20 protein-coding genes are annotated in these 22,263 nt (G+C 64.4%); 12 read left to right on the forward strand and 8 right to left on the reverse strand.

The genetic code is table 11. From position 1 onward, the window contains the following. Nucleotides 1-2 precede the first annotated feature (2 nt). Together gabT and NNX34_RS02525 are read right to left on the reverse strand one after the other, a co-directional pair. Nucleotides 3-1,358 (reverse strand): 4-aminobutyrate--2-oxoglutarate transaminase, encoded by a 1,356-nt coding sequence (gene gabT, locus NNX34_RS02520; RefSeq protein ID WP_255764963.1) that lies wholly within the window; start codon nt 1,356-1,358, stop codon nt 3-5. A 50-nt stretch (nt 1,359-1,408) separates the two neighbouring features. Then, on the reverse strand, nt 1,409-2,839 hold the full coding sequence (locus NNX34_RS02525; protein WP_255764964.1) for a gamma-aminobutyraldehyde dehydrogenase: 1,431 nt from the start codon (nt 2,837-2,839) through the stop codon (nt 1,409-1,411). A gap of 146 nt (nt 2,840-2,985) precedes the next feature. Between NNX34_RS02525 and NNX34_RS02530 the strand changes: the two genes are divergently transcribed. From NNX34_RS02530 to NNX34_RS02545, 4 genes are all read left to right on the forward strand, one after another. After that, nucleotides 2,986-4,395 carry a PucR family transcriptional regulator gene (locus NNX34_RS02530; protein WP_255764965.1) on the forward strand — a complete coding sequence of 470 codons (1,410 nt, stop codon included), beginning with the start codon at nt 2,986-2,988 and terminating at the stop codon, nt 4,393-4,395. A 9-nt stretch (nt 4,396-4,404) separates the two neighbouring features. After that, nucleotides 4,405-5,034 carry a putative glycolipid-binding domain-containing protein gene (locus NNX34_RS02535; protein WP_255764966.1) on the forward strand — a complete coding sequence of 210 codons (630 nt, stop codon included), beginning with the start codon at nt 4,405-4,407 and terminating at the stop codon, nt 5,032-5,034. 117 nt (nt 5,035-5,151) lie between these two features. Then, complete coding sequence (locus NNX34_RS02540) at nt 5,152-5,580, forward strand: hypothetical protein (protein ID WP_255764967.1); 429 nt, start codon at nt 5,152-5,154, stop codon at nt 5,578-5,580. Between the two features lie 7 nt (nt 5,581-5,587). Next, entirely contained in the window at nt 5,588-6,076 is a 489-nt protein-coding gene (locus tag NNX34_RS02545; RefSeq protein ID WP_255764968.1) for an HIT family protein, read from the forward strand. A gap of 68 nt (nt 6,077-6,144) precedes the next feature. Here the strand turns inward: NNX34_RS02545 and NNX34_RS02550 are convergent, their stop codons facing one another. Genes NNX34_RS02550 through NNX34_RS02560 form a run of 3 tightly spaced genes read right to left on the reverse strand, consistent with a single transcriptional unit; the run spans nt 6,145 to nt 9,285 of the window. Further along, on the reverse strand, nt 6,145-7,200 hold the full coding sequence (locus NNX34_RS02550; RefSeq protein ID WP_255764969.1) for a polyprenyl synthetase family protein: 1,056 nt from the start codon (nt 7,198-7,200) through the stop codon (nt 6,145-6,147). A gap of 49 nt (nt 7,201-7,249) precedes the next feature. Next, on the reverse strand, nt 7,250-8,578 hold the full coding sequence (locus NNX34_RS02555) for a geranylgeranyl reductase family protein (protein ID WP_255764970.1): 1,329 nt from the start codon (nt 8,576-8,578) through the stop codon (nt 7,250-7,252). After that, complete coding sequence (locus NNX34_RS02560; protein WP_227918937.1) at nt 8,575-9,285, reverse strand: demethylmenaquinone methyltransferase; 711 nt, start codon at nt 9,283-9,285, stop codon at nt 8,575-8,577. Before NNX34_RS02560 ends, NNX34_RS02555 begins: the two co-directional genes overlap by 4 nt. A gap of 119 nt (nt 9,286-9,404) precedes the next feature. On the opposite strand from NNX34_RS02560, the gene NNX34_RS02565 reads away from it, so the two are divergent. The 5 genes from NNX34_RS02565 (at nt 9,405) to NNX34_RS02585 (ending at nt 14,293) form a co-directional block, all read left to right on the forward strand. Next, nucleotides 9,405-10,754 carry an isochorismate synthase MenF gene (locus NNX34_RS02565; RefSeq protein WP_255764971.1) on the forward strand — a complete coding sequence of 450 codons (1,350 nt, stop codon included), beginning with the start codon at nt 9,405-9,407 and terminating at the stop codon, nt 10,752-10,754. A gap of 186 nt (nt 10,755-10,940) precedes the next feature. Continuing rightward, the gene (locus tag NNX34_RS02570) at nt 10,941-11,720 is read left to right on the forward strand and encodes a basic amino acid ABC transporter substrate-binding protein (RefSeq protein ID WP_255764972.1); all 780 of its coding nucleotides are present in this window, start codon (nt 10,941-10,943) and stop codon (nt 11,718-11,720) included. Between the two features lie 169 nt (nt 11,721-11,889). Further along, on the forward strand, nt 11,890-12,678 hold the full coding sequence (locus NNX34_RS02575) for a basic amino acid ABC transporter substrate-binding protein (protein WP_255764973.1): 789 nt from the start codon (nt 11,890-11,892) through the stop codon (nt 12,676-12,678). A gap of 74 nt (nt 12,679-12,752) precedes the next feature. Continuing rightward, the gene (locus tag NNX34_RS02580; protein ID WP_227918949.1) at nt 12,753-13,538 is read left to right on the forward strand and encodes an amino acid ABC transporter permease; all 786 of its coding nucleotides are present in this window, start codon (nt 12,753-12,755) and stop codon (nt 13,536-13,538) included. Between the two features lie 5 nt (nt 13,539-13,543). Next, the gene (locus NNX34_RS02585) at nt 13,544-14,293 is read left to right on the forward strand and encodes an amino acid ABC transporter ATP-binding protein (protein WP_255764974.1); all 750 of its coding nucleotides are present in this window, start codon (nt 13,544-13,546) and stop codon (nt 14,291-14,293) included. Between the two features lie 71 nt (nt 14,294-14,364). Here the strand turns inward: NNX34_RS02585 and NNX34_RS02590 are convergent, their stop codons facing one another. Continuing rightward, the gene (locus tag NNX34_RS02590; RefSeq protein WP_255764975.1) at nt 14,365-15,276 is read right to left on the reverse strand and encodes a LysR substrate-binding domain-containing protein; all 912 of its coding nucleotides are present in this window, start codon (nt 15,274-15,276) and stop codon (nt 14,365-14,367) included. A gap of 24 nt (nt 15,277-15,300) precedes the next feature. Further along, nucleotides 15,301-16,602: an MFS transporter gene (locus tag NNX34_RS02595; RefSeq protein ID WP_255764976.1), complete on the reverse strand. Its 1,302-nt coding sequence runs from the start codon at nt 16,600-16,602 to the stop codon at nt 15,301-15,303. Between the two features lie 141 nt (nt 16,603-16,743). Here NNX34_RS02595 and NNX34_RS02600 point away from each other — a divergent pair, with 141 nt between their 5' ends. Next, nucleotides 16,744-17,364: a DUF3237 domain-containing protein gene (locus tag NNX34_RS02600; protein WP_255764977.1), complete on the forward strand. Its 621-nt coding sequence runs from the start codon at nt 16,744-16,746 to the stop codon at nt 17,362-17,364. 46 nt (nt 17,365-17,410) lie between these two features. Here the strand turns inward: NNX34_RS02600 and menD are convergent, their stop codons facing one another. Continuing rightward, on the reverse strand, nt 17,411-19,177 hold the full coding sequence (gene menD / locus NNX34_RS02605; protein ID WP_370647207.1) for a 2-succinyl-5-enolpyruvyl-6-hydroxy-3-cyclohexene-1-carboxylic-acid synthase: 1,767 nt from the start codon (nt 19,175-19,177) through the stop codon (nt 17,411-17,413). Between the two features lie 230 nt (nt 19,178-19,407). Between menD and NNX34_RS02610 the strand changes: the two genes are divergently transcribed. Then, the gene (locus NNX34_RS02610; protein WP_255764978.1) at nt 19,408-20,496 is read left to right on the forward strand and encodes a tartrate dehydrogenase; all 1,089 of its coding nucleotides are present in this window, start codon (nt 19,408-19,410) and stop codon (nt 20,494-20,496) included. A gap of 109 nt (nt 20,497-20,605) precedes the next feature. Further along, nucleotides 20,606-22,234, forward strand: a complete 1,629-nt coding sequence (locus NNX34_RS02615; protein ID WP_255764979.1) for a DASS family sodium-coupled anion symporter — start codon at nt 20,606-20,608, stop codon at nt 22,232-22,234. The last annotated feature ends 29 nt before the right edge of the window (nt 22,235-22,263 follow it).

The following is a 22,263-nucleotide window of genomic DNA, read 5'->3' on the forward strand; positions in this document are numbered from 1 at the left end:
CATCAGCTCCGGGCGCGGACGGCGGCCTCCAGAACCTCAAGCGCGTCAAGCAGGAGCTCATCGTCAATGGTCAGCGGCGGCAGCAGCCGAATAACGTTCCCGTAGGTTCCGCAGGTCAGCACAATAACGCCCTCCTGCAGGCAGGCTGCCGCGACAGCCTTCGCCGTCTCGGCGTCGGGCGCCTTGGTACCCGGCTGGACGAATTCCATCGCGAGCATGGCACCGCGTCCGCGGACATCGCCAACGACGCCGCCTTCCACTGCAAGTGACTGCAGCCGGGGCAGCACAAGCTCCTCGATGTGCCGGGCCCGACCGGCCAGGTCCTGGGAAACCATGGTGTCCATCGCCGCCAGCGCAGCTGCGCAGGCCACGGGGTTACCGCCATATGTACCTCCCAGACCCCCGGGGTGGACAGCGTCGAGCAATTCCGCGCGTCCCGTGACGGCCGAAAGCGGCAGCCCTCCGGCAATCCCCTTGGCCATGGTGATCAGGTCCGGAACCACTCCTTCGTGCTGTACCGCAAACCATTCGCCCGTACGGCAGAAGCCGGACTGCACCTCGTCCGCGATGAAGACCACGCCGTTGGCCTGCGCCCACTCCGCGAGCCGCGGCAGGAATCCCTCCGCAGGAACAATAAATCCGCCCTCACCCTGAATCGGTTCAATGAGGAGCGCGGCAAGCTGGTCCGCACCGATCTGCTTCTCGATGGCCAGGATGGCCCGGTCCGCAGCCTCCGCGCCGGTCAGGTCCGGGTTCTCTTCACGGAACGGATAACTCATGGGCATCCGGTAGACCTCCGGAGCGAACGGTCCGAACCCTGTCTTGTAAGGCATGGCCTTGGCCGTCAACGCCATGGTGAGGTTGGTGCGGCCGTGGTACGCGTGGTCGAAAGCGACCACTGCGTCGCGCCCGGTAGCCGAGCGGGCAATCTTCACGGCGTTCTCCACCGCTTCGGCACCGGAGTTGAACAGCACGGTCCGTTTTTCGAAGTCCCCCGGAGTCACGGCAGCAAGACGTTCGGCAACGGCCACATACCCCTCGTAGGGCGTCACCATGAAGCACGTGTGCGTGAAGTGCTCCACTTGTTCCTGCACGGCGGCGACAACGGCTGGATCGGAGGCACCCACGCTGGTCACGGCGATGCCCGAGCCCAGGTCAGTGAAGGCATTGCCGTCCACGTCCACGATGATGCCGCCGTCGGCGTCAGCGGCATACACGGGAATGCTCGAGGCAACGCCCTTCGCAACAACTGCAGCACGCCGCGCCTCCAGCGCCGCAGACTTCGGGCCCGGGAAAGTGCCGGTAATCCGGCGTCGCTGTTCGATGCGGTAACTCGGGGTGGTGACGGAGATGCTCATGGGATTGCCTTTCGGAAGTACTGCGTGAGGAACAGGGTTCGGATGCCGGGCTAGGCGTCCAGCGCGCTCATCACGTGCTTGATGCGGGTGTAGTCCTCCACGCCGTACATGGAGAGGTCCTTGCCGTAACCGGAACTCTTGAAGCCTCCGTGCGGCATCTCGGCGGTGAGCATGATGTGCGTGTTGATCCAGACGGCTCCGAAATCCAGATCCCGCGACAGGCGCATGGCCCGGCCGTGGTTCGTGGTCCAGACGCTGGAGGCAAGGGCGTATTCGACGTCGTTGGCCATTTCCACGGCCTGCTCCTCGTTGTCGAACTTCTGCACGGTGATGACCGGGCCGAAGGTTTCCTTCTGCACCACGTCGTCGTCTTGGCGGGCACCGGTGATGACTGTGGGTTCGAAGAAGAAGCCCTTGGACCCTGCCCTCCGTCCGCCGGTCTCCACACGGCAATGCGCGGGCAGAGCTTCGATCACGGCATTCACGGCGTTGAAGTGGTTGATGTTGTTCAGCGGACCGAAGTAGTTTTCCTCGTCGTTGTCGCTGCCGGTCTTCAACTCCTTGGCAGCAGCCACCAGCTTGTCCACCAGTGCATCGTGCACGGAATCCTCCACCAGGACGCGGGTGATGGCAGTGCAGTCCTGGCCGGCATTAAAGAACGCGAATTCGGCAATGGCCGTGGCGGTCCGGTCCAGGTCTGCGTCTGCAAATACGACTGCGGGTGCCTTGCCTCCCAGTTCCAGGTGGGCCCGTTTGAGGGTCTTCGCCGCACCGGAGGCCACGGCGATGCCTGCCCGCACGGACCCCGTGATGGAAACCAGGCCGGGCACGGGGTGTTCAACCATCAGCTCACCGGTGGCACCCGTGCCCAGCACTACGTTGAACACGCCGGCAGGGAAGATGTCCGCCGCAAGACGGGCCAGAACCAAGGTGGATTCGGGGGTGGTGTCGGAGGGCTTGAGCACCACCGTGTTTCCCGCGGCAAGCGCCGGACCGATCTTCCAGACCGCCATCAGCAGCGGGTAGTTCCACGGAGCCACTTGGGCGACGACGCCGATCGGCTCGCGGCGGATGAAGGAGGTAAAGCCTTCCATGTACTCGCCGGCGGATTTTCCCTCCAGAAGCCGGGCCGCACCGGCAAAGAAGCGGAGCTGATCCGCCCCGACGGCCACTTCTTCTGCGGCAATCAATGAGCGAACCTGACCCGTATTGCGGTGCTGGGCTTCCACCAATTCGTCGGAATGGGCTTCAAAGGCATCCGCCAGACGGAGCAGCATGCGCTGGCGTTCGCTGGGAGTGGTGCGCTTCCACGTACGGAACGCCGCCGCGGCTGCATCCATTGCTGCGTCGACGTCCGCCTGCACGGATATGGGCGACACGGCAACCACTTCGCCGTTGGTGGGATTCACGACATCCAGCACCTCGGTTCCGCGGGACGGGACAAACCCGCCGTTAATGAAGTTCTGCAGTGTCTCAGCCATGCCGGACGTCCTTTCGGGGCGGGCGGGTGCGTATTCGATTACCCCAAACCTACTGTGAAGCGCAGGTCACACATACGGCCGCCTGCACAGCCATCTGGGGCAAATGCAGTGCGATCGCATAAAAGTCCGCGGTCTATAGTGGTGCAATGTCGATCACACTCTCGGACCTGCTGGCGGCGGGCGGGCTGGAACTGACGCGCCACGGGTCTGCGCCCCTGTCTCCACGGCCTATTCAGTGGGTTGCTGTGACCGAACTGGAAGATCCCTCTCCGTTCCTCGGCGGCGGAGAGGTGGTTCTGACTACCGGTCTGCGGCACGGCAGCAGTGCGGCCCAGCAACGCTTTGTGCAAAGCGTGGAGCGGGCCGGAGCGCTAGGAATCGGTTTCGGCACCGGCCTCAGCCACGCCTCGGTGCCGGCTCCCCTGCTCGCCGAGGCGGACCGACTCGGCATGCCCGTATTCGAGGTCCCCTACGGCACACCGTTCATGGCTCTGGGAAAGCGGGTTGCGGATTCCCTCTCTGCCCAGCACGTCGCGCAGCTGCACCAATTGCTTTCCGGCCATCAGGTGCTGGCAGAGGCGCTGCTCAGCGGCAAGGGACTGCCACGGCTGCTAGCACAACTCTCCCAACTGGTGGAGGCCGACGTTGCCCTCTTCCAATACGGCGCACCGGTCTTCGCGACCTCCGACCCCGATCCTTCCTGGCGGCGGATCCCCGTCCCCACCGGAATGCGGGACCGCTGCACCTTGGCGATTGCCGAACCGTCTGTACAACCGGACATCATTGCCTACGCGCAGAGCCTGATCGGCGTGGAGCTGAACAACCAGGCCGCCAGGCGGGCCAGCAGCAGGGCCGTCACCGGCCAGCTCCTGGGAGACGTGGTGGATGGCCGGCTCGCAGGCCAGGACGCTGCTGTGAGGCTGCAGGCTGCGGGTATCGACCCGGACCTGCGGCAAGCCGTGCTTCTGGTGGAAGTAGCATCCGGCCAGATCCGCACCCTGCCTGCTCTCCCGCTGCCGACGGGGTTCAACGGCGCGCCCACTGCCCTTCATGAAAACCGGCTGGCTTTGGTGGTTCCCGCTGCCGACGCGAACGGGCTGGCCGCTGAGTTGAGTGCGTATCTCTTTGGAGCAGGGTTGACGGCAAAGGTGGGGATCGGCGGCTCGTACACCGAAACAGCAGGGCTGCGCTGGAGTTACTACGAGGCACGGGAGGCACTCCGCAACGGTGCAGCTGTGAACGAACCCGACCGTTTGAACCTCACGTCCCTGCTGATGGCCAGCCGCGATGTTCCGCTATCGGATCTGGCAGCCGAAGCCCTGGACCCTCTGGTCGCCTTCGACAGCAGGCACGGCGCGCAACTGATTCCCACCCTGGACACCTACCTGCTCCTGAACGGATCCGTGGCCGCCGTCGCCGCGGATCTGGGCCTGCACCGCAACACTGTCCGCTATCGCTTGGCACAGATTGCCGAGCTGACCGGATACGACCCGGCGGTGACCGCAGACCGGGTACACCTGTACCTTGCGCTGAACGTCCGCCGCTTGGGCAGTTAACCTGTAGGGATGACTACAACCGCGCAGGCCCGGACCGTCCGCTGGCAGGGACAGGACGATCCGGAGCGTACGGACACGGTAGTGGTCTCCTTCCGGGACCGGGAGCTAGCCGCAGCCGGCACCTCTGTCACCGCCGAATACCGGGCATCCTGGACACTCTCCACCATCCCGGGGTGGGTCACCCGGCGGCTGACGGTAGAGGTGACGGGAAAGGGCTGGTCCCGGAGCCTGGAGCTCGAACGCAGCACCGAGGGCAGATGGAGCGCGGAGACAACCACGTCCGGACTCACGGACCTGCCCGCCCCCGGGATCGCCGACCCGCGCAGCCTCGACGAAGCTCAGGACTGTGACCTCGGGCTGTGCCCGCTGACTAACACCATGCCGATCCTGCGGCTGGACCTACTGAACGATTCCGCTCCCCCGGACGAGACACAGCTGACAATGGCCTGGGTGGAAATGCCCAGCCTGCGGGTCCTGCCCGGCAAGCAGGTGTATTCACAGGTGCGGGCCTACTCCCCTGACGCGGGCCACGCCGTCGTCCTCTACAGCTCGGCCAACCGCGGGTTCACCGCCGAACTCACCGTGGACGCCGACGGCATGGTCATCGACTATCCCGGACTGGCCACACGCCTGCCCTAGGGCACAGGGCCCAAGGTCCCAGGCTGCCAGGCTCCGCAAAGGTTCCCCACGTCCGGACCCGCTCCGTGTCCCGGCTAGGATTGGAATACATCCACTCAACGCACGCTTGGAGACCACATGAGTGACATTTTCCTGGATCGGTTCCGCGCCTTGGTCCCCAAGTACCTTGAGGACAACTGGAGGGAAGAGGACGGCATCCCCGAAGGGGAGCTCGACTCGATGCTGGCTGCCCACGATTTCAACATCCCGCTGGTACTGCGTGAGTTCTACCTCGCGCTCGGCGGATGCGAAGACCTGATGGAGGCCTTCCACTTCTTCTGGGATCCGGACGAGCTGGAGATCGAAGACGGTTACCTGCTCTTCCTCGAAGATGAGGACGAGAAGTTCGTCTGGGGCATCCGTGCCGACCAGCTGGACGTTCCCGACCCCATCGTGTGGCGCCGCAACAACGCGCGCGGTGACTGGCAGAGCGAAGAAGGCACCCTGAGCGAGTATGTCCTGGACATGTTCGAGTGGGTCTTCGAAGAGGATGAAGACGAGGACTGAGTCGTCGATGAAGGACGTTTTCCCCGAAACAGCTTGGAAAAGCCACGCGCCGGACGGGTATGAGTGCCCGTTCTGCGACATGGCCTCGGGCGAATTCCGGTATCCCGGAAACCTCTGTGAGCCCGGGGACCTGATCTACTCCGATGAGCTGGTGCTTGCGTTCATCGCTTCACACGGTTTCGATCCTGAGCCGGGCCACGTCCTCGTCACGCCGCGCCGGCACTACGAACTGCTCTATGAGCTGCCCGACGACGTCGCGGCACGGATCATGCTCGTGACCCGGGATATGGCGGTGGCCATCAAGAAGGCCTGGCACCCCGACGGTGTCACGACTAGGCAGCACAACGAGCCCGCAGGGAGCCAGCACGTCTGGCACTACCACCAGCATGTGCTCCCTCGCTGGACGGACGACGGGCTCTACTTCACACCCAAGCGGCCCATCGTGCCGCCGGCTGTCCGGGCCCGCAAGGCCGCCGAGCTGCGCGCGGTCCTGTAGCCGCAGTTCCAGCAGGAAACTGCAGCCGTGCGAGGAATTTCGGGAATCAGCCGGCCCGGCAGCAGAACCTAGACCTCGCGGTTGACCACGGCTCGCGCAAAAGCGGCCAGGGCTTCCTTCACGACGGAGTCGGGCAGCGGTGCGAGGGCAGCTACGGCGTCTTCGGACCAGCTGCGTGCAACTTCCCAGGACTGTTCGGTGACCGGGCTGCTTCGCAGGGCAGCTACGGCTTCGGCCAGCGCCTCGTCCGAGCTCAAGTCCTTTTCCACCAGTTCGAGCACGGCTGCGGCCTCGGCATCCCCGCCGGCTGCGGCACGTCGGAGCAGCAGCACGGGCAAGGTGGGAACGCCTTCGCGCAGGTCTGTGCCCGGCGTCTTCCCTGACTTCGCCTGCTTGCCCGTAACGTCAATGACGTCGTCGGCCAGTTGGAAGGCGATGCCCACCTTCTCGCCGTACTCAACCATGATGTCGATGGTTTCCTGGCCCGCACCGGAGAACAATGCACCGAACTGGCCGGAGGCGGCAATCAGGGATCCGGTCTTGTCCGCGATGACGGACAGGTAGTGTTCGAGCGGATCCTGGCCTTCGGCAGGGCCGACGGTTTCATGCAGCTGGCCCAGGCACAGCCGCTCGAACGTGTGTGCCTGGATAGCCAGCGCCGGGCCGCCCAGGGCGGAGACCAGGCTGGAAGCCCGCGCGAAGATGAGGTCGCCGGTGAGCACGGCAACCGAGTTGCCCCAGAGTTCATGCGCAGTCGGGGCTCCGCGCCGGTACGGTGCCTCGTCCATCACGTCGTCGTGGTAGAGCGTGGCAAGATGCGTCAGCTCGACGACCACGGCCGACTGGATAACCTTTTCCGGCGCATTCTCGGCACCGAGATGGGAAGCCAGAAGGGTCAGGAGCGGGCGGATCCGCTTGCCGCCGGCCTCCACAAGGTGCCGGGAGGTGACGTCGGCGAAGGGATCGGAGTTGGCTACAGCTTCGCGCAGCCGCAGTTCCACCTGCTCCAGGGATGCGGCCATTGAAGGGCCAAGCCTCGGGTCCTCAGCCAGCAGGGCGAAGCCCGGCGGCAGTGCGGAAGTGGCCGGCACGGTTTCCGGGCTGGTGTTGGTGGATTCAGTCACTGTTCAAGACTCACTATTTGTCGGAACGGGTGGACAACAGGCATAGAAGTCACGGGTGCTGCGCGGGCTGCCGGGGAGTTATCGGCGTTCCTTGGTTGCTTGCCGGCGGAACCAGCATTTCCAGTAAGGCAATCACTCTATCCTCTATGCCCTTGGAACTGCTGTCCGTCAGGTTAGCGAGCATACGCACCACGAAACGCATAAGCACGGGAATCGGCATTCCTGTGCGCAGTGCCAGTTTCATGACTGCGGGGCGGCCGATCATGGCGGCGAAAATGCGGCCGAGCGTGAAGTGGCTGCCCCATTCATCCCGCACGTGACCGGCATAGGCGCGCAGTTCGACGTCGAACGCGGCCCGTGATGTGAGCAGGCCCGGCGCCAGTGCGGCCCCGGAGCCTTCGATGATGTGTTCGGCCGCAAACCGGGCCGATTCCATCGCGTAGGAAATGCCTTCACCGTTGAACGGGCTGACCATGCCGCCGGCATCGCCGAGCAGCAGCAGCCCCGGCGAGTAGTGCGGCGTGCGGTTGAAGCCCATGGGCAGGGCTGCCCCGCGGATCTCGCCCACTTGGTTTTCCGGGGTGAAGCCCCATTCTGCGGGCATGCCGGCGGTCCAGTCGCGCAGGACCTTGCGGTAGTCCAGCTTTCCGAATTCCTTGGAAGAGTTCAGGATGCCCAGGCCGACGTTGGACGTTCCGTCTCCCACTCCGAAGACCCAGCCGTAGCCGGGCAGCGGGTTGCCGGAGGCATCCGGAAGCTCCAGCCAGCCTTCCATCCAGTCGTCATTGGTGCGCGGGCTCTCGAAGTAGGTGCGCACGGCCACGCCCATGGGACGGTCGTCGCGTTTTTCGATGCCCACGCTCAGGGCGGTCCGGCTCGAGTTTCCGTCGGCAGCCAGGACGACGTCGGCGAAGAACTCCCGCCGTTCGCCTGTGCGCCTCCCGTTTTCATCCAGGATGTTGGCGACTGCACCTTCCACGCGTCCGTCGTCGCCGCGGATGGCAGAGACCACTGTGTGCCGCTCAAGGATCTTCGCTCCGGCAGCCTGCGCGTGGCGGGCAAGGGCCTCGTCGAAACCGAGACGGGTGCGGATCAGGCCGTAATCGGGGAAATCCGAGAGCGCAGGCCACGGCAGTTCCAGTGTCCGGCCGCCGGCAATCAGGCGTAGCCCCTTATTCCGGCGCCACCCTTCGGCTTCTTCGTGCGGCAGGCCCAGGAACTGGATTTCGCGCACGGCGCGGGGGGTCAGTCCGTCGCCGCAGACCTTTTCCCGCGGGAAAGCGGTCTTTTCGAGAACGGTGACATCCACCCCTGCAGAGGCGAGGTAGTACGCGGCTGTGGAGCCGGCCGGGCCGGCACCGACAATAAGGACCTTCACTTGGCCGGATGCCCTCCGGGCTTGACGGCGCGGTGCACAGCCACGATGCCGCCGGTCAGGTTGCGGTAGGCAACATCCTGCCAGCCGGTTTCCGCAATCCAGGCGGCCAGGCCGTCCTGGTTCGGCCAGGCCCGGATGGATTCGGCGAGGTAGACGTAGGCATCGGGATTGGAGGCGACCTTGCGGGCGATCGAAGGAAGGGCACGCATCAGGTATTCGGTGTACATGGTGCGCCACACCGGAATGACCGGCGAAGAGAATTCCGCAATGACAAGGCGGCCGCCGGGCTTGGTGACCCGGAGCATTTCCGCCAGGGCCTTTTTCGGCTCGTTGACGTTGCGGAGGCCGAAGGAGATGGTGGAGGCGTCGAAGGAGTTGTCTTCGAACGGCAGGTTGGTGGCATCACCGGCAACGAAGTCGATATCCGGGCGGCGGCGCTTGCCGACCTTGAGCATCCCGAGCGAGAAGTCGCAGGCAACGACGTCGATTCCCGCGTCCGCGTAGGGCTCACTTGAGGTGCCGGTGCCGGCGGCCAGGTCCAGGACCCGCTGTCCGGGCACGGCTCCGACGGCGTCCACCACAATGCGGCGCCAGCGGCGCGTCTGCCCCAGGGACAGCACGTCGTTTACGACGTCGTATTTAGGTGCCACGTCATCAAACATGGCAGCAACTTCATCCGGGCGTTTTTCCAACGATGCGCGGTTCACTCTGTCATTGTCTCAAACAATGGGAGGGCCGCCGAACCGGCCGCTGCGCTGTCGTGTTGCTCTCAGCCACGGACCCCGATATCGGGCAGGTACCTACGGCGGAGTAGTCTGGAACCACTATGACCACCCTGCGTTCTGTGACAGTGCCCGTCGGTGAGCTTTCCGCCGCCATCGGTCTCCTGGAGTATCTGGTTCTTGACGAGCAACTGTGCTGGATTCGGCGCCAGGAGGGACTGGTCGGCTTTGGCGAAGCGGCCCGCTTCACTTCCAGCGGCCCCGAGCGCTTTGCCCGCGCACAGGAATGGTGGCGGTCCCTCCTTGCGGAAGCCGACGTCGAGAACCCTCTTAACACTCCCGGCACCGGCATCGTCGCCTTTGGCTCCTTCGCTTTTTCCAAACGCTCCCCCTTTGAATCCCGCCTGGTGGTTCCGGAAATCGTCGTCGGACTGCGCGACGGCGCCGGCTGGGTGACGTACACAACCGCGGATCCCGAAGCGGAACTAAACGCGGAGACAGCGAAGGCCGCCCTGGCCCGCTATCTGGACGATCTTCCGCTCTACCGGGAAAGCGATCCCGCCGACCGGGTCCTGCCGGGCATCCTGAGTGAGTCGGAGTGGAAAAATGCCGTGGCGCGGTCGGTGGCCCATGTAGCAGCCGGCGATTTGAGCAAGATTGTCCTGGCCCGCGACATTGCCGTGGAGTTGGGCAGCCCCCTCGTGGCTTCACAGGTACTGCGTGAACTGGCCGTGCGCTACCGCGACTGCTGGACGTATTCGGTGGACGGCTTGATCGGGTCCACGCCCGAGATGCTGATCAAGGTCGAAAACGGCACCGCCGAGGCACGCGTGCTGGCCGGAACACTGGACCGCGCTACTGCTCCTGCCGACGATCCCCACTACGCCAAGCGGGTGCTGGCCGGGTCCGCCAAGCAGCAGCACGAGCATCAAATTGCCATCGATTCCCTCACCCGGTCCCTTGAGCCTTTCACCTCGTCGATGACTTCCCACACGGAGCCGTTTGTCCTTGAACTGCCCAACGTCTGGCATCTGGCCTCCGACGTCACTGCCGAGCTCGCGCGGGATGCGGGCGGACTGATTCCCACACCCCTGACCCTGGTCGAAGCGCTGCATCCCACTGCCGCTGTCTGCGGCTTCCCCACCAGCGTGGCCGGCGAACTTATTAGTGAGCTTGAACACATGGACCGCGGCCCCTACTCCGGACCCGTCGGCTGGATGGACGCTGCCGGAAACGGTGAATGGGGTATCGCCCTGCGCGGCGCTGTGATCGAGAGCCGCACGGAAGTGCGCCTTTATGCAGGCTGTGGAATTGTGGCCGGCTCCAATCCTGCCGCGGAACTAGAGGAAACCTGGAGCAAGTTCCGTCCAATGCTTGAGGCCCTGGGCTTGGACCGGCCCCGCGCCGTTCCGGTGCGCAACCCCGATTTCGCATCCTCTCCCGCCGGCTCCTGAGGCCCCTCGCCCCCACCTGCGGAGACCGGCTGCATAACCGTTTGGTTCGTTGCATAAATTTACAGTGGGTAGAATAGAAACTCGGATCGTGCCGTCGTGGCCGTTCCGCCCTATGCCGCTCTGGAGACGGTTTGGTTTCCGCCTGCGGCCTCTTCTGTTCCTGCCGACCTAAGGTTCTGAATCGCAATGCCGCACAAAGCCCGCACCACTCTTGCCGCCTTCCTTGCTATCGGAGCGTTGTCCCTGACCGCCTGCGGCGGAGGAGACGACTCCGCGGAGTCCGGTCTCACGACCGTCAACGAGGGCACCCTCACGGTGTGCTCCAACGTTCCTTTCAAGCCGTTCGAATACGTGGTGGACGGTGAGTTCACCGGCTTCGATATCGAGCTCACCCGCGAAATTGCCAAGGGCATGGGCCTGGAGCATGAGGTGCAGAACGTTGGATTCGACGGCCTGCAGAGCGGAACCGTACTGGCCGCCCGCCAGTGCGATGTGATTGCCGCGGCCATGTCCATCACCGATGAGCGGGCCGAGAAACTGGCATTTTCGGACCCGTACTATGACTCGCCTCAGACCCTCCTGGTTCCTGCCGATTCCTCGGTTGCTTCCCTGGCAGACCTCAAGGGCAAGAAGGTAGGGGTCCAGCAGGGCACAACCGGTGAGAGCTACGCACGGGAAAACGCCGCGGACGCAGAGATTATGTCCTTCCAGACCGATGCGGAGCTGTTCCAGGGACTGCAGGCCGGAAACATTGATGCGGTCCTCCAGGACCACGCGGTGAACCAGGACCACACCGAGGACGGCAAGTTCCGGATCTCAGCGAGCTTCGAGACGGGTGAGTCCTATGGCTTCGCCATGAAGAAGGAAGGCAGCGAGGAACTGGTTTCGAAGGTGAATGAACAGCTTGCTGATCTACGGGAGAATGGCAAGTACCAGGAGCTCCATGACCGGTTCTTCACGAAGTAGCAGCCCAGGGAACCGGGTGCCGCAGTACGGCACGCCACGGGGCTTCTGTTTTGCTGCCGACAGTGGCGGACACATTACCGAAATATGGACTACGTACGCTCTAGACTGCATCCCAATACCCAGCTACGGGTGAGACTGCTCACACCGTCCGACGTAAGGTTGTTAACCAATGCCGTACAAAGCCCGCACCGCCGCCTTCGCCTTTTTGGCTATCGGCGCCCTTTCGCTGACCGCCTGCGGTGGTGACGACGCCGGAGCCTCCGACGACGCTGCCAACGGATACAACCTGGTATCCGAAGGCACGCTGACAGTCTGCTCGGACATCCCGTACGTTCCGTTCGAGTATGAAGAGAACGGCGAATACACCGGTTTCGACATGGATCTGGTCAAGGAGATCGCGACCGGTCTTGACCTTGAACTCGCAGTCCAGGACGCCGGGTTCGAGGGAATTGCCAGCGGCACCGTGCTCGCGGCGGGACAGTGTGACCTTGAGGCCAGCGCAATCACCATCACCCCGGAACGTCAAGAGGCCATGGGCTTCGCCGATCCGTACTATGACTCGCTGCAGTCGCTGCTGGTCCCCGTCGACTCGGACATCAAGAGCATCGAGGACCTGGAGGGCAAGAAGCTCGGCGTCCAGGGAAACACCACGGGTGAGTCCTACGCCCGCGAGAATGCTCCCGGAGCGGAAATCGTGGCTTTCCCGAGCGATGCCGAACTCTTCCCTGCCATCCAGTCCGGTAACGTCGATGCTGTGCTCCAGGACCTGCCGGTGAACATTGGACACACGGAGGATGGTGAATTCACCATCGCCGAAGAGTATGAGACGGATGAGTCCTACGGCTTCGCCATGAAGAAGGACAACACCGAACTCATCTCCGCCGTCAATGAGCAGCTCACCAAGCTGCGGGACAACGGCAAGTACCAGGAAATCTACGACAAGTACTTCACCGAATAACGCCTAGACCACTGAGTCGTCCCGGGCCCGGGTGCCCGGGACGACCCCTTTTCTTCCTTGGAAGGCTCCCCACTTTGAAACCCTCCACCCGCAGACGCCTGTTCCGGGGCGTCCTGTACGCCGTTTTCGTCATCGCACTCGTAGCCGTAGTGCTGGCTGCCGATTGGGAAGCCATCGGCGAGAACTTCTTCGACGCCGAGGTGGCCCGTGAGGCCTTCCCCACCATCATCACGGTGGCGGTCAAGAACACGATTATCTATACCGTTATTGCTTTCGCCGGCGGGCTCCTCCTGGGCCTGCTGCTGGCGCTGATGAAGCTTTCCCCGGTAGCGCCGTACCGCTGGGCCGCCACGGCCTACATCGAACTTTTCCGCGGACTCCCCGCACTGCTGGTGATCTTCGGGTTCGCCTTCGCCGTGCCGATCGCCTTTGACTGGCGTCCGCCGGGAGGCAGCGCGGGCGCAGGGCTCCTGGCCCTGATCATCGTTTCCGGCGCCTACATCGCCGAAACCATCCGTGCCGGAATCCAGGCAGTGCCCTCCGGTCAGGCCGAGGCTGCCCGTTCGCTGGGCATGGGTCCGACCTGGACCATGATTTCCGTGACCCTGCCCCAGGCCTTCCGGATCATCACGCCGCCGCTGACCAACGAACTGGTCATCCTGATCAAGGACACTTCGCTGCTGTTCATTGCCGGTATGGCACTGCAGGACCGCGAGCTGACCACGTTTGCGCGTGACTCCGTGTCCCAGACCGCAAACGCCACACCCCTGGTGCTCGCTGCCCTGATGTACCTGATCATTACGCTGCCGCTGACCCAGCTGGTGGCAAAGCTTGAACGACACAACCAGAGAGGCAGGTAGCAGCCATGAGCGTCCCGAACACCAACGCCCCTGCCATCGAGGTCCGCAACCTTCACAAGTCCTTCGGAAGCAACGAGGTGCTGAAAGGCATCGACTTCCATGTAGACCAGGGCGAAGTGGTCTGCGTGATCGGTCCGTCCGGTTCCGGCAAGTCCACTCTGCTGCGCTGCGTCAACCGCCTGGAGGAGCCCACCAGCGGCACCGTCCTGGTGGAGGGCGTTGACATTACCCATCCCGACACGGACCTGGACAAGGTACGCACCCGGATCGGCATGGTCTTCCAGCAGTTCAATCTCTTCCCTCACCTGAACGTGCTGCGCAACCTGACCCTGGCGCAGCGCCGGGCGAAGAAGCGCGGCCAGGAGGAAGCCACCAAGGTGGCGCTGAAGAACCTCGCCAAGGTGGGTCTGGAGGACCGTGCAACGGCCTTCCCCGCACAGCTCTCCGGCGGCCAGCAGCAGCGTGTGGCCATTGCCCGCGCACTGTCCATGGATCCGGACATGATGCTGTTCGACGAGCCGACCAGCGCCTTGGACCCGGAACTCGTTGGTGACGTGCTCGCCGTGATGCGCCAGCTTGCCGAGGAAGGCATGACCATGATGGTGGTGACCCACGAGATGGGCTTCGCCCGCGAAGTGGGCGACCGCGTTGTCTTCATGGACGGCGGTGTCGTCGTGGAGCAGGGCCGTCCCGAAGACGTCCTGGGCAACCCACAGCACGAGCGCACCCGGGCGTTCCTCTCCAAGGTTCTCTAACCCGGTTCCCCCCAAAAAAAACAGCCCTTCCGGCTTTGTCCGGAAGGGCTGTTTTCGTGGAATCACCGCTCCTATACGGGCTCCGGCGCAAGATCAGCCGCGCGGGCCCGGACCAGGTCAATGAAAGCCCTGGACCGGCGGGAAAGCCGCCGACGGCTTGACCATCCGATTCCCGCACGCTCCAGCGGCGGCGCCGGCACAACCCGCAGGGCAATAACCGGCAGGCCTTCATAGCTGGTGGATGTGCGGGGACGCTGGATGAACAGCGAATACCCTGCACCACGGGCTACCAATGAGCGGATGAATTCGAATTGCTGGCTGCGCAACCCGATCCGCGGAGACAGACCCAACGACGAGAAATAGCCCAGAATATCGTCGGCAGACGGCGGCACGTCCATCAATAGCAGCGGTTCCTCTGCCAGGTCAGCTGCAGAGACGCTCGGCTGGGAGGCCAGCGGATGCGCCGGCGCGAGGATCGCGTGCATGCAGGTGTCATAAAGCGCCGCGGACTCCACGGAATCGAACTCATGCAGGTTGTAGGCCAGCACCAGGTCCACCTCCCCGCGGGCCAGCTTCTCCACCAATTCCGAACGGCTGCCTGTGACTACGTCCAGCTTCACTTTGGGGTGATCGCGGGCAAAGTCCTGCCACAGGAGCGGAATCATGGTGGGGGCAAGGGACGGGAAGCAGCCGATTGTCAGCGTTCCGCTTAGCTCGGTCCCGCTGCCGAGCTGCTGGAGTTCCGCTACATCGTCCAAAATCGTTTCAACGCTGGCGAGGATGATCCGCCCGTTGGCAGTCAGATCGATCCCCTGGGCCTTAGTCCGGATACAGAGGGCGCTGCCCAGGGCCGATTCGAGGTCATCAAGGGCCGCTGCAACCGAAGAGCGCGAAACCCGCTCCGCTTCGGCTGCCGCACTGATGCTGCCGTTCAAAGCAACGGCCCGGAAATACTCGAGCTGGCGGAGGGTGAACTTCGGCATTGCCCGCCTCCCCGCTCGATCCGGCTACCGGAGCTCGGTGCCCTTGGTCTCGGGCATCTTGATGATGACCAACGCGCTGATCAGGCACAAGACAACCATATAGGCGACGAAAATCCAATGAATGCCCTGACTCGACAACCACGTGTTCAGGTAGGGCGCGGTCCCGCCGAAGATAGCCCCGGAGGTGGCATAGCCGATCCCGATGATGGTGGCGCGCAGCCGGGTGGGCACCAGCTCGGAGAACACTGCCCCGAGCGGTGCGCAGTTGGCCGCCAGCAGCACGGAGCCGATCGCCATCGTGCCGAACAGCGCAAGCGGATTGCCGCTGAGCATGCCTTCCAGCGGGAAGGCCATCAACGCAAAGCCGGCAGCGAAGACCATCAGCACCGGCCTGCGGCCCCACTTGTCCGAGAGCCTGCCCATGACAGGCACAGCCAGCAGGAACACCGACTGGCCCAGCAGCCCGGCCACGAGGGAGGCATTCGGATCCATCCCGAACTCCCGGGCCGCGTAGCCCGGCGCAAAAATGAACCAGGTGTAGAAGGCGACGACGCCGCTGATGGTCAGTCCGACAATGCGCAGCAGGGCTGCCCGCTCCCGGCCCAGCTCGGCCAACACTGCCGAGAGGGTCGGACGCTCTCCGCCTGCGGCTTCCTTGGCCGCAGTGTGGACATCGGATTCACTCATGGTCCGGCGGATGTAGATGGCATAAAGGCCAAGCACGGCCCCGACGGCGAAGGGAATACGCCAGCCGAAATCTGCCATCTGGTCTGCCGTGAAGAGAGCGGTCAGCAGCACGCCGAGGCCTGTGGCAAGCATTGTGCCGGCTGCCACTCCCAGCCACGGGGTGCTGGACCACAGCCCCCGCTTCTCCTTCGGTGCCATTTCCGCAAGATAGGTAAACGCCGATCCGGTTTCACCGCCGTGGGAGAGCCCCTGCAGCATTCGTGCCAGCAACAGGATGACCGCGGCGAAAGCCCCCACCGATTCAAAGGTGGGCGCCACGGCGATCGCGAGGCTTCCCACCGCCGCAAGCAGGATGGCAAGGGTGAGGCTGAAGCGCCGGCCCCGCTCGTCCGCAATCCGGCCGAAGACCCAGCCGCCCACCGGACGCATGAGGAATCCAACGGCAAAGACGGCGAGGGTTGAAAGCAGGCTGGAAATCGGGTCATCGGAAACGAAGAACTGGGCCGCAAAGAAGGGCGCGAAGATCGCATAGATGTTCCAGTCGAACCATTCGAGTGCGTTGCCGATGTTTACGGCCAGCAGATCCTTGCCTTTCCGCCCCCTGGCGCGGGGTGGAGCGGTCTCGTAACTCTGCGTCATTGCGGCTCCTCATCGAGCGGGTGGACTCATGTCCTCACAGTGTCGCCGTGACCGTTGAAAACCTCAACGAGTTATTTCCACCATGCCATGTCGGAAATACAGCCATCCCGGCTGCCCTCCGGCAGAGGTACCGTCAAAGCCATGACGACGCAGACATCCGGCACCGGCAGCAGCGGCGCTGACAGCTCCCGCGGCACGGGCGAATCGGTCCCCCCGGCGACGGGAGAAGCTCCGGGAGAAACCCCGGCCCCGGCGGCGGGCGCCTCCACGGCCCCGGCTGCAGCATCACACGATGCCCAGCCGCCCAGCACCCCGGGAATGGTTTTCCTGGCCACCTTCGTCATCGATATCGGGGAACCCCTCGAAATCGGGCCCACCACCGAAGGCACCAGACGCCTTATCCCGATCCTCGGGGGCACGGTCCGGGGCCCGCTGCTCAACGGCAAGGTCCTGCCGGGCGGAGCGGACTTCCAACTGCTGCGCTCAGCTACCCTCACTGAGCTCGAAGCCAAGTATTCGATCGAGACGGACAGCGGAGAGCGGATCTACGTCACCAATTTCGGCGTTCGGTCTGGATCAGCCGAGGACATTGCCGCGTTGGTGCGCGGCGACGAAGTCGATCCCGCACGCATCTACTTTCGATGCACGCCCCGGCTGCTCTCGGGCGGACCCGAATGGGCCTGGCTATCCTCCCGCATCCTCGTTGGTTCGGGTACGAGGCTTCCCTCGGCGGTTCGGATCAGCATCTGGGTCCTCGACTAGGTGGAGGATGCGCGAAGGGACGTTTTCCAGCCCTACCCGCGCAGCCCTAGCTCCGCACCGCTGCCCCCACAGCCGACTGCACCTGCTGATGCAGGCTGCGCAGCGTCTGGCGCGCGGTGCGTACTTCCAGCACCGACCGTCCGTGGACCGGTTCGGCCAGGGCGGCTTCGAGTTCGTCGGCAGAGCGGATCACTTGGTGCCGGACACCGTAGCCGCGGCACAGTGCGGCCAGATCGGCACGGTGCGGTGTCCCGAAGAATCGTTCCACCAAGGCCGTGTACCGGGGGTCCTCCCCCAGTGCACCATGTTCGAGGACGGAGAAAATGCCGCCGCCGGCGTCGTTCAACACGATGATCTGCAGGTCCGGCTCATCCTCCCCGTCGCCAAGGAGCAGGGCACCGGCGTCGTGCAGGAATGTGAGGTCACCCAGCAGCAGCCGGGTGGGAATGCCGTTGGCGAGCGCAATGCCCGTGGCCGTGGAAATGGTCCCGTCGATTCCGGCCAGGCCGCGGTTGGCGTACACGTCCAGCGGATGCCAGCCCGGAGAGGCAACCAGGTCCATGTCCCGGATGACGTTGGAGGAACCGAGTACCAGGTTGGCGTCTGCAGCGTCCCACACCAGGTCCGCGACCTGCAGGCCTGTGAGCCCGGCCTCCTGTTCCAGCAGGTTGTTCAGCGTGTTCATGGCCGCTTCCGAGGCCGTCCGCCACTGCTCAAGCCAGCCGGGCGCACCGGTTCCGGCGAACTCGAAGAGTCCGGGAATGTCGCTGATGATGGTTTCCGGTCGCCGTCCCTCGGTAAACCAGTTCACCGGCCGGGGCAGGTAAAGGGCTTTTTCGACGTCGGTCCGGGCCAGCAGCCCGGCGACCGGACGGGAGAGCGTGGGGCGGCCGAACACGACAACGCGTTCAATCATCGGACCGAGTTCCGGCAGCAGCAAACGGTACGCACCCACGGCGTTGGGACCGAAGCGGGCGTTGGAGGACGGTTCCGCCAGCAGCGGCAGCCCGGCACGCAGGGCGAAGAGCGCAGCGAGCTCCCCGGCGCCGTCACCCGCCACCACCACGGTGCGGTGAGCGCCGGGAATCGGCGGATCGGCGGCGGGGACCCGGTCCTCCGCCGGAACCGGTGCGGAGGCAGGCAAAGCCTCCGGAATGGAACCGGATTCGAGGAACAAGGGGTCGGTTTCGCCGGGCGTCAGCGGATCCCGGAACTGGAGGTTCACGTGCACCGGTCCCACGGGAATGCCGTTGCCGAGGCGGGCCAGGGCGGCGGAAATGGCTTCGGCAGGATCGGTGCCGGCCTCCACATCCGCAGCCGTCACCGGGAAATGCGCAAAGAGGCCCGGCTGCACGGTGGTTTGGTTGGCACCGGTGCCGTGCAGCTCGGCCGGCCTGTCCGCGGAGAGGACCACCAGCGGAACGCCGCCATGGTGGGCTTCCATCACGGCAGGCATCAGTTCACCCACGGCAGTGCCCGACGTCGTCACGACGGCTGCGGGACGGCGCCCGCCGCGCGCCAGGCCGAGGGCAGTAAAGCCGGCAACCCGTTCATCTATCCGTACGTGCACCCGCATCCGGTCCTGCAGTTCCGCTTCCGCCAGCGCGTAGGCCAGCGGTGCGCTGCGCGATCCCGGGGCCAGGACGACGTCGCGCACTCCTGCGGAAGCCAAGGCGGCGACGGCGGAGCGGGCTGCCTGCAGGGAGCTCAATCCGGTCCGCGACCCATCCACTGGGTCAGGAGTGCCGGCCGCAGAGGAGGCAGACGGCCCGGAGGCGGAGGACGGGTTGGGAGACTTCGGGGTTCCGTTCACCCTTCCATCCTAGGGTTCGGGACATCCGGGCCGTAGCAGCCGCAGTGCAGGGTCGCTGGGCATGGGCTCCCGATCCGAGCTGCACGCCGAGCCGAATCCCTTCTTTCTGAACGGGACATAATGCTTTGCCCGGAAGGTCTAACCGTAGCTTCGCGCCGTCCCTACACTGTTGGAACCAGCACCTTGAGACTCGTTCGGCGCACAGGCGCGCCGAGACCGGAAGGTCCGCTATGACGCAGACCCACAGAATCGCAACCATCGCCGGAGACGGGATCGGACAGGAAGTGGTGCCCGAAGGAATGCGGGCGTTGGCTGCCGCAGCTGAGGCTTTTGACTTCACCCTGAAAAGCACCGACTTCGATTTTGCCAACGGCGACTACTACCTCAAGCACGGCAGGATGCTGCCCGACAACTGGGTTGAGCAGCTTGAGGGTTTCGATGCCATCTTTTTCGGCGCTGTCGGTTCCCCTGAGACGGTTCCGGACCATATATCCCTGTGGGGAAGCCTCCTCCAATTCCGCCGCCACTTCGACCAGTACGTCAACCTCCGCCCGGTGAAGCTGCTGGCCGGAGTTCGGAGTCCGCTGGCCGGACGCCGGCCCGGGGACATCGACTTTTACGTTGTCCGCGAGAACACCGAGGGCGAGTACTCCAGCATTGGCGGGCGGATGTTCGAGGGCACCGACAGGGAAACGGTGATCCAGGAAACGGTCATGACCAGGACCGGTGTAGACCGCATCCTCAAGTACGCATTCGACCTGGCCCGCAGCCGTCCCAAGAAGCACCTGACCTCCGCCACCAAAAGCAACGGAATTTCGGTGACCATGCCGTATTGGGACGAGCGGGTAGCTCGAATGTCCGGCAAGTACGCAGATGTGAGGATCGACAGCTACCACATCGACATCCTTACGGCGCACTTCGTGCTGCATCCCGAAAGGTTTGACGTGGTCGTGGCCAGCAACCTCTTCGGCGACATCCTCTCGGACCTGGGCCCGGCATGCACGGGCACCATCGGCGTCGCGCCCAGCGGCAACATAAACCCCGAACGCCGCTTCCCGAGCCTTTTCGAACCTGTCCACGGATCCGCTCCGGACATTGCCGGCCAGGGGATCGCGAATCCCATCGGCCAGATCTGGAGCGCGTCCATGATGCTGCAGCACCTGGGCGAGCAGGCAGCAGCCGCCGCCGTGGTCCAGGCGTTCGAGAACGTGCTGGCCCGGTCAGACGTCTCCCTCACGCCCGATCTCGGCGGCAGCGGAACCACCGAACAGCTGGGAAAGGCCATAGCCGATGAAATCAGTGCCGTAGCCGCCGGATAACCCGAAGGGGTTTCGACGGTCGTATGTTGCCGCTTCAGCTCCACGGCGGCACACCACGGGCCGCGGCCCGTCGAACCGAGAAAATGCACCCAATATGCGGAGGACGAAGATGTCCCAGAATGTGCCGCTGTCCATGCCGGCCCCGAAGACGCCGGGGTTCACCGATGTGAAAGCCGCCCTGCTGGGCGGGAAAACGTTCCGAAGCCTGAGCGAACAGTCCCTCTCTCCCCGTGAGGAGAAGTTTGAGCGGGCACGCCAGACGCTGGGGTTGTTCCTCGCCCCGGCCGTTGCACTCGTCTTTGCCCTCCTGCCCACAGCGATGGACCCGACCCAGCAACTGCTGGCTGCCGTCCTGCTCGGGGTGATCATCCTGTGGATCTGTGAACCGGTGCCCATCCCCGTGGGTGGCCTCATGGGGGTTGCCGCCGTCGTGATCCTCGGGATCGCACCGGCCGCAGAGGTTCTGCAGCCCTTTGGCTCCACGACCATCTTCACGTTTATCGGCGCCTTCATACTGGCCCAGGCCATGCTCAAGCACGGCATCGCGCAGCGGCTGGCCTTCGCCGTCCTGTCCATCCCGGGAGTGGCAAAATCGACCTACCGCATCATCACCGCCTTCGGCGTGATCACCTGCCTGCTCTCGGCCTTCGTCTCGAACACCGCGACGGTGGCCATGCTCCTGCCTACTGCCCTGGGCATCCTGACGGTCATCGGCGAACTTATGCAGGCCCGTGGCACCGTCAAATCCGACTTCGATCCGCTGCGCCTGCGCGTCGGTGCCGCACTGATGCTGATGCTGGCCTACGGCGCCAGCGTCGGCGGCCTGCTCACGCCCGTGGGTTCCCCGCCGAACCTCATCGGCCGGGGCCTGATTGAGGAAGCGACCGGGGTGCGCATCTCGTTTGCCCAGTGGACCGCTACCGCTGCACCGCTCTGCCTCGCCATGTTCATCGTGCTCGCGCTCGTTATGTTCCTGCTCAACAAGCCCGAGATCCGCAGGATTGAAGGCGTTGACGGGTTCATCAGCGAGAAAAAGGCCGAGCAGGGCAAGATGAAGCGGGCGGAGGTCAACACCCTCATCGCCTTCGGCTTTACCGTCACCCTCTGGCTGCTCCCCGCGTTCGCGAGCCTCATCTTCGGCACGGACTCCGGGCAGTACATCTTCCTGGACGACAGGCTGGACGAAGGCATCGTGGCAGTGCTCGGGGCCTCGCTGCTGTTCATCCTGCCCACCGACTGGAAGAAGCGCGAAGCCACCCTCACCTGGGCGGATGCCGCCAAGATCGACTGGGGAACCATCATCCTCTTCGGCACCGGCATCATCTTCGGTTCCCTGCTCTCGGCAACGGGCCTGGCCGAAACCATAGGAACCACCGCCTCCGACACCCTGGGTGTCACCAGCGTCATCACCATCACCGCTTTCTCGGTGATCCTGGCGATCCTTATCTCCGAAACCACCAGCAACACCGCGTCTGCGGCCGTCGTCGTACCCATCGTGATTCCCCTGTGCATAGCGATGGACGTGGACCCGTTCATCCCCGCCCTGGCGGCGAGCTTCGCGGCGTCGTTCGGCTTTATGCTCCCGGTATCGACGCCGCAGAACGCCATTGTCTACGGGTCCGGAACCATACCCATCACGAGGATGATCCGCACGGGACTCGTCTTCGACATCCTCGGGGCAGCGCTCATCATCAGCATTGTGCCCATCATGGTGGGGGTCACCGGCATCGGCGGCTGACGCCGGCGTGACATATGCGCGGCTCGGTA

The sequence above is a fragment of the Arthrobacter sp. zg-Y1116 genome, from assembly GCF_024385485.1.
GTDB lineage: Bacteria > Actinomycetota > Actinomycetes > Actinomycetales > Micrococcaceae > Arthrobacter_B.

Coding starts and splice junctions, on each gene's coding strand:
- gabT (WP_255764963.1), bottom strand. CDS start 1,358: ATGAGCATCTCCGTCACCACCCCGAGTTACCGCATCGAACAGCGACGC.
- NNX34_RS02525 (WP_255764964.1), bottom strand. CDS start 2,839: ATGGCTGAGACACTGCAGAACTTCATTAACGGCGGGTTTGTCCCGTCC.
- NNX34_RS02530 (WP_255764965.1), top strand. CDS start 2,986: ATGTCGATCACACTCTCGGACCTGCTGGCGGCGGGCGGGCTGGAACTG.
- NNX34_RS02535 (WP_255764966.1), top strand. CDS start 4,405: ATGACTACAACCGCGCAGGCCCGGACCGTCCGCTGGCAGGGACAGGAC.
- NNX34_RS02540 (WP_255764967.1), top strand. CDS start 5,152: ATGAGTGACATTTTCCTGGATCGGTTCCGCGCCTTGGTCCCCAAGTAC.
- NNX34_RS02545 (WP_255764968.1), top strand. CDS start 5,588: ATGAAGGACGTTTTCCCCGAAACAGCTTGGAAAAGCCACGCGCCGGAC.
- NNX34_RS02565 (WP_255764971.1), top strand. CDS start 9,405: ATGACCACCCTGCGTTCTGTGACAGTGCCCGTCGGTGAGCTTTCCGCC.
- NNX34_RS02570 (WP_255764972.1), top strand. CDS start 10,941: ATGCCGCACAAAGCCCGCACCACTCTTGCCGCCTTCCTTGCTATCGGA.
- NNX34_RS02575 (WP_255764973.1), top strand. CDS start 11,890: ATGCCGTACAAAGCCCGCACCGCCGCCTTCGCCTTTTTGGCTATCGGC.
- NNX34_RS02585 (WP_255764974.1), top strand. CDS start 13,544: ATGAGCGTCCCGAACACCAACGCCCCTGCCATCGAGGTCCGCAACCTT.
- NNX34_RS02590 (WP_255764975.1), bottom strand. CDS start 15,276: ATGCCGAAGTTCACCCTCCGCCAGCTCGAGTATTTCCGGGCCGTTGCT.
- NNX34_RS02595 (WP_255764976.1), bottom strand. CDS start 16,602: ATGACGCAGAGTTACGAGACCGCTCCACCCCGCGCCAGGGGGCGGAAA.
- NNX34_RS02600 (WP_255764977.1), top strand. CDS start 16,744: ATGACGACGCAGACATCCGGCACCGGCAGCAGCGGCGCTGACAGCTCC.
- NNX34_RS02610 (WP_255764978.1), top strand. CDS start 19,408: ATGACGCAGACCCACAGAATCGCAACCATCGCCGGAGACGGGATCGGA.
- NNX34_RS02615 (WP_255764979.1), top strand. CDS start 20,606: ATGTCCCAGAATGTGCCGCTGTCCATGCCGGCCCCGAAGACGCCGGGG.